This window comes from Dialister sp., from assembly GCF_051885895.1.
In the GTDB taxonomy this organism is placed as follows: Bacteria; Bacillota; Negativicutes; order Veillonellales; family Dialisteraceae; genus Dialister.
In genome coordinates this window covers 159,782-165,971 of the sequence record NZ_JBJEXP010000034.1, presented here as the reverse complement: position 1 = coordinate 165,971, position 6,190 = coordinate 159,782, and the positions used below count along the sequence as shown (strand labels likewise).

Genomic DNA, 6,190 nt, shown 5'->3' with positions numbered 1-6,190 from the left:
CTGCCGTTTCATTGATGCGTTTATCCTGTGCAGCGTCGGCACCGATGCGGGCAGCAATTTCGTCGTTGAGTCCTTTATCCACTGCATTCAGGTTCTGGCCTACGGTCTGACCTGCCTTCACAAAGGCACCATCAGCAACGCCGGTTTCTCTGTTATACATGCCCTTGCTGACATAGTTCTTTTCCGTTTCATCCTGCAGGTAAGTTTTTACATTAGTGATACGGTCATCAAGCTTCTGATCGCCAGCTTCACGGGCAGCTGCTTCGTTGGCATCAGCCTGATTTAATGCGTTGAAACCATCAGCCACGTTCTGATTTAACGTACTAAGATTGTCTGCCGTTTCATTGATGCGTTTATCCTGTGCAGCGTCGGCACCGATGCGGGCAGCGATTTCCTTATGAAGTGCCGTATCTACATTGGTAACGTTCTGTCCGATGGACTGGTCTTTCTTAATCAGGTCGCTTTCAGAAGTAACGTTCTGATTATTGGAAATCAAATTTACGCGGTCCGTTATATTCTTAGCAACAGTGTTTGCTTTCTCTGCAGCTTCCTTGGCAGCTTTAGTAGCATCCGCTGAAGCAACAGCACCTGAACTATTCAAAACGTCTTTGATATCCGAAATATCCTGTTTATTTTGGGCAATATTTCCGGCATTGGTATGAATTTCAGCATTTGCCTTATCTACCCTGCCATCGGTTTCAGTAAGATGCTTCTCCAGGTTCTTAGCAGCCTCTGCATTAGTAGCAATAGCTTTGGAATTAGCAACAATTGCATTGGAATTATTTGTTACCGCTTTAGTCAGTGTATCATTAATACCTGCCTGTTCATTTACAGCTTTATTGAGGTTGTTCTGCAGATTCTTGTCTGCCTCAACGCGAGCTCCTTGTTCATTATTGATATTGGTCTGCAGGTTGGAAACATCTTTCTGGCGGGCTGAGGTTTCATCAGCTATGGCCTGTTTATTGGCAGCAATATCCTTCTGGCTCTGGGCAATATTTCCGGCATTGGTATGAATTTCAGCATTTGCCTTATCTACCCTGCCATCGGTTTCAGTAAGATGCTTCTCCAGGTTCTTAGCAGCCTCTGCATTAGTAGCAATAGCTTTGGAATTAGCAACAATTGCATTGGAATTATTTGTTACCGCTTTAGTCAGTGTATCATTAATACCTGCCTGTTCATTTACAGCTTTATTGAGGTTGTTCTGCAGATTCTTGTCTGCCTCAACGCGAGCTCCTTGTTCATTATTGATATTGGTCTGCAGGTTGGAAACATCTTTCTGGCGGGCTGAGGTTTCATCAGCTATGGCCTGATTATTGGCAGCAATGTCAGAAGAATAATCCTTCGAAGCACTTAACTGACTTTCAATGTTATTGATCTTTTGGGTATTCGCATTTACTCCCTGTACCACCTCATTGAACTGCTGGTCCGTAACTTCCGCGCTGACAGTCTGCACTCCCAAAAGACTGCCGCCTGCCAAGAGCAGGGAAGCCACTACGAGGCTAGATAATTTTTTACCTTTGATCATAAAATATCCCTCCAACTGAAAATGAAATTAGATTCCGTCTTATTTCAAGCTCCTTTATGGTAAGAGGGAATGACCTGATTTCCTGACGCTGCCTCCATACCGTAAATGGAACCTTTGATAAGATCAGAAATTCTAGTTGCATTAAGCATAACCCCCCCCGCAATGATTGTCAAACCACAATTTAAAATTTAGGTAACTATTATGCTTTAAAATTATAAATTATCCATATTTTATAAAAATAATTGCATTAATCGCATATTTTTATGGGATTGGGAAAATAAATATTGTACTTATTTTGACATACACTTTATTTTAAAGAAAGTGATCTATAAATTTAAAAATTCCAACTATCCAGGGAAGCGCTGATTAAATCCATGTTTGCTTTCATTCCTGAGATTTTATGCAATGCCAGGAATGGGATGATGCGAACAGCGAGCTATTGAAGGAATCTCATGACGAAGCAGTGCATAAAATTTCTTATGAAAGTAAACTCTATGAATGAATCAGTGCTTCCCTGGTGCTTCCGAAAGATTTTTCTGATAAATTACAAATTACCGTACTGCTATTTTATCCATTGTCATTTCATATCGTATTTCACTCAGTCAAGTACCCCTGGCCTTCTCTCCATCTATCCTCTAATCCGTGTATCCACATAAACAAAACATATGACAGATCTCCAGCATTTTTTCCTTTATGTATATAATCATAGAATCAGAAACTGCCGCAAAAACATTCCTTTCCCATTAATATATTGATATATTTGATATTGATATTATTTATTACTTACTCCTAACAAAAAAGAGATGGGCATAACGAATTTTCTTACTTGGCACAGACAATGAATACATTGTATTCCTGGCTATTTCAAATTTTATCTTGGCTCTAATATTCCATACTTTTAGAACTATATACACCCTTAATCCTGATTCACTTCTTAATTTTTCTGCGAAAATTGATCATAGAAGCTTCTTCAAGTATATCTATATACCATTCTTTTAGATATACAGGCACATTATATTTTGAATTGATCATTGATAAACATAGCATGCAAAAAAACACTCGCTTTACCGGATATCCGGTAAAGCGAGTATATATCCACTTTCTATACTTTTATAATAAAGCTTTTATAATAAATATTGTTCGTCTTCTATGATTCCTCTTCTCAATCCTTTTTCATTCCAAAATAGAACAGCCTTTTAAAAGAAAAAAATTTCTCCACTCTGCTTCGCTGCGCTCAAAATAACGAGGAAGAACCCGCTTCAGACCGTCCAATACATAAAAAGAAAAAACTGCCTATCCGGAACAAGAAATCAGGAGCCGGAAACTAAAAATGAAATCAGAAATTCAGCGGATTCGTCTGCAATACCAGTAAATTTCAATCAAAAGCACTACAAAGAAACCCGGTGTCTCCTGCTTTCTTTCCTGCCCAATGAGTTCGGTGTCTGCATGGTCTACGGCCGCTGCTGTACGAAGTACGACGGCGCGCGCCAGGCATGAGTCTCCCGTCATTTCTGCAGCTGCGAAATGCTTTGAGTCCTGGATTTCTCTGCTGTTTTTTCAGTTTTCACTGATTTCAACCATTTTCCGGAAATGGCGGGGCAGGAAGGCGGTACCTTTTTTGATGTCTGCTGCTCCATACTTTCATCTCTTATGCGCAACTCAGAAATATATGGAGCGGTTTCTTTCAAAACCGCGGGCCTTTTCATGCCCCTCTACTATATATATACCCTGAAAATGAAATATGTGAACCTGTGTGAAAAATTTTTTTATAAAATTTTCATGAACTACCACTCCCATTAGCCGAAGCTAATGGAAGTGGTATCCAGTAGTTGCGACATTCAGCATGAGGCTTCCTGCCGTACTTTCAAAGCCTGTTCACGCAGCTTCTACCCGTTGCCGGGATACCTTAAGGATTTAATTTGTGAAATCCATACACTTCGGGGGTATTCAGGAATTTAAAATCCGTAAGTCCTGATTTTTCCCATACGCCTGTTATTGCTTTTTTCAGGATGTTGGCAGCTCCATTTAAATCGGCATTAATAACAGTTCCATCCTTAGAGCGATATAATCCCCTGGAAATCCGTTTTCCTGAAAATAAAGCCTTGGCATCATTTTTGCCATACACGGGAACCCTGTCATTATTCAAGAAAGAAGCCTTGGAAGTATAGCTTTCTTCCTGAGAAATAATCCTGATACCAGCCTGAGCCGCCTTATATTCAATCATCTGCTTTAAAAGTCCGATAGGCATCTGCACGAACTTCTGGTTGTTTATCTTACCCATATTGGATTCCTGCTTCCAGAGCTTGTTTTCTCCAAGGACCAGAGTACCCACCTCATGCTTTATGCAGAAGCCAACAATACTTCGGCTGATTTTATGAAGCTGATCCCGATTGAAATTGGCATGATGGTAAGACAGGTTCTGCAGATACCTGGAAGAAGCATGGACATGATTTCTGCCCCTAGTAATCAGGCTGACAGCCTTAGCTCTCTTTTTAGCAAACATCCTGTTTTCGGAAAGGACAGCTCCGCCCTTGTAGAGCCTGGACGAACCGTCCGTTGCTACGATAGCTGCAAAGTTGTCTATTCCGAAATCAATGCCGGCTGCCTGCTTACCGGAAGAAAGCAATGGCTGATCAGCCGATTTGAAGGTTAAAGACAGGATGAACCTGCCATAATAGGGAATTACCTTAACCTCTTTAAGAGGCCCGCTGCCGCTTACATCACCGATATGGACCCGAAACTTTGTACCAGGAAGTTTAAGCTTATCTCTATAAATAACAGCGTCCTGATTAGTAATAGTAAAGTAGCAGGGAACCTTCTTGTAATGAGGCATCTTGGGCTTGCCAAGGTATTTGGAAGGATTCTTTTTGAAATCTTTCAAAGCGGACAGCCAGTTGTTAAAATCCTGGCGAGCATGTCTAACCATGGCCTGGGAAGTTTGAGCTGGAAGCCCGGCAAAGAAATCAGGATTCCCGGTAATACGCATCATCTTCTCGAGCTGCCGATAGCCGATAAACTGTTTAACCGTCAAATCAGGACGGGCTTTGCTGAGAGCTTTAACCTCGGCAAAAACCTGCTTCTGGTTATCATTCAGGCTCTCACGGTTAAAACCAGTAAAAATCTGGCGGATGCGAAACAGGGCAGCATTATAAAGCCGATAGGCTAACTCGGCTCTCCGCTGACAATAATTATATATATCAGCATTTGTCTTTTTTATAATAATCTGCCTGACGGTGTACACATGGCTGCTCCACTTGAAAAATACCATAGAATCTACTATAGATATACTATAAATATAATAGGTTGTAAAGGAAGAAAGGTCAAAACATGTACGAGAAAAAACAAGGGAATCCTTATTATACAAACAGGCACAGCTGTTTTCTCCTGCAGTATCACATGGTATTGGTAACTAAATATCGGCACCCGGTAATCGCGGGAAAATTAAAAGAAACCCTCTATAAAAGAATTGCCTATCTGTTCAATGAGCGCAATCTCCATATCCTTGAATGCAACGGAGGGACAGACCATGTGCATATCCTCTACGAAGCAGACCCGTTCACTTCGCCCGGAGAGCTGGCAAACATGATTAAAACACAAACATCAAGATATATTCGAAAGCTGTATAAGGATACCCTGTTGAAGCAATGGTACTGAAAGCCATATTTCTGGTCACAGAGTTACTTTGTAGCAACCGTAAGCGAAAATTCACTGTCAGCGGTTCAGTCTTATATTCAAAACCAATTGATTCAATAACACACGGGCATTCATCCACGCCCATGCGGGCCAATAGCTCTTATGGACGTGATACTCTGCCCTGATTTTCATAGATCCCGGCCGAAAGCCACCGACTCACCGGTCCACTATCAATGGAACAGCAGCATAATGCCCCCGCCTATGGTAGGAAGGGCCACAATGGATGCTTTCAGTACGGAAAGAGGTGCCAGATGAGTCATTTTCGCGCCGATCCATGCGCCGCTTGTGAGGCCTGCCAGGGTCTGCAGGAAGATCCAGAGATCCAGATGGCCGCTGGCCAGGTATCCCAGGCCGCCGGAAGCAGAGATGGGAAAAATAATCATCATGCATGTGCCGATGGATTGAAGGAGGGGTACGCCGAAGATGACCATGAGGGCAATCTGTATATAGGCTGCCGCGCCGATGCCGAAGGCTCCTGCCAGAAAGCCGGAGACGATGCCGGTGGGAATACCGTAAAGATACAATTTTTTCCCTGTCAGCAAAGTCTGACGCACGGGAAGATGATTGTTCAGCCAGTCGGCATGATACAGTTTGATGTAAAGAATGAGGGCGCTGGAAAGAATCATAAGGCCCGTCATGAAGCTTAAATCATTAGAGGGCATGCGGTTTGATACCGCTTCGCCCAGAAGGGCGCCGATAATGCCTCCGGCACCGATAACCGCTCCTGTCCTGACCACCACTTCATGCTCCCGGAAATGGCTGTAGGCACCGGAAATCATGGTAAAAGTCATAGATGCCAGGGCTACGGCCAGGGCCGTATGGATGGGCACGCCAAAGCCTACAGTGAGAAGAGTAATGGTGACACCGGCGCCGCCGGCTCCCACAAAGCCGATAACAGCGCCTAACAAAATCATGGATACTAAGAGCATGGTTTCACTTTCTTTAAAATATAAAAGGGTTGAAGGATGGTGG

The 6,190-nt window shown here is 42.8% G+C and carries 2 protein-coding genes and 2 pseudogenes; 1 reads left to right on the top strand and 3 read right to left on the bottom strand.

Annotation, left to right across the window (positions count from 1 at the left end):
• Both ACI4N7_RS03545 and ACI4N7_RS03540 read right to left on the bottom strand, forming a co-directional pair.
• Positions 1-1,525: pseudogene (locus tag ACI4N7_RS03545) on the bottom strand (hypothetical protein); the annotation flags it as partial.
• A gap of 1,906 nt (positions 1,526-3,431) precedes the next feature.
• Positions 3,432-4,889 carry an RNA-guided endonuclease InsQ/TnpB family protein gene (locus ACI4N7_RS03540; RefSeq protein ID WP_439731984.1) on the bottom strand — a complete coding sequence of 486 codons (1,458 nt, stop codon included), beginning with the start codon at positions 4,887-4,889 and terminating at the stop codon, positions 3,432-3,434.
• Here ACI4N7_RS03540 and tnpA point away from each other — a divergent pair.
• Positions 4,853-5,278, top strand: a pseudogene (tnpA, locus tag ACI4N7_RS03535) (IS200/IS605 family transposase). The gene ACI4N7_RS03540 and the pseudogene tnpA sit on opposite strands and share 37 nt — an antisense overlap.
• Before the next feature lie 110 nt (positions 5,279-5,388).
• Here the strand turns inward: tnpA and ACI4N7_RS03530 are convergent.
• Positions 5,389-6,147 (bottom strand): sulfite exporter TauE/SafE family protein, encoded by a 759-nt coding sequence (locus ACI4N7_RS03530; protein WP_439731983.1) that lies wholly within the window; start codon positions 6,145-6,147, stop codon positions 5,389-5,391.
• Positions 6,148-6,190: the final 43 nt, after the last annotated feature.

Bases quoted from the DNA above. Each gene is read 5' to 3' on its own strand.
- ACI4N7_RS03530 (WP_439731983.1), bottom strand. From the start codon at position 6,147: ATGCTCTTAGTATCCATGATTTTGTTAGGCGCTGTTATCGGCTTTGTG.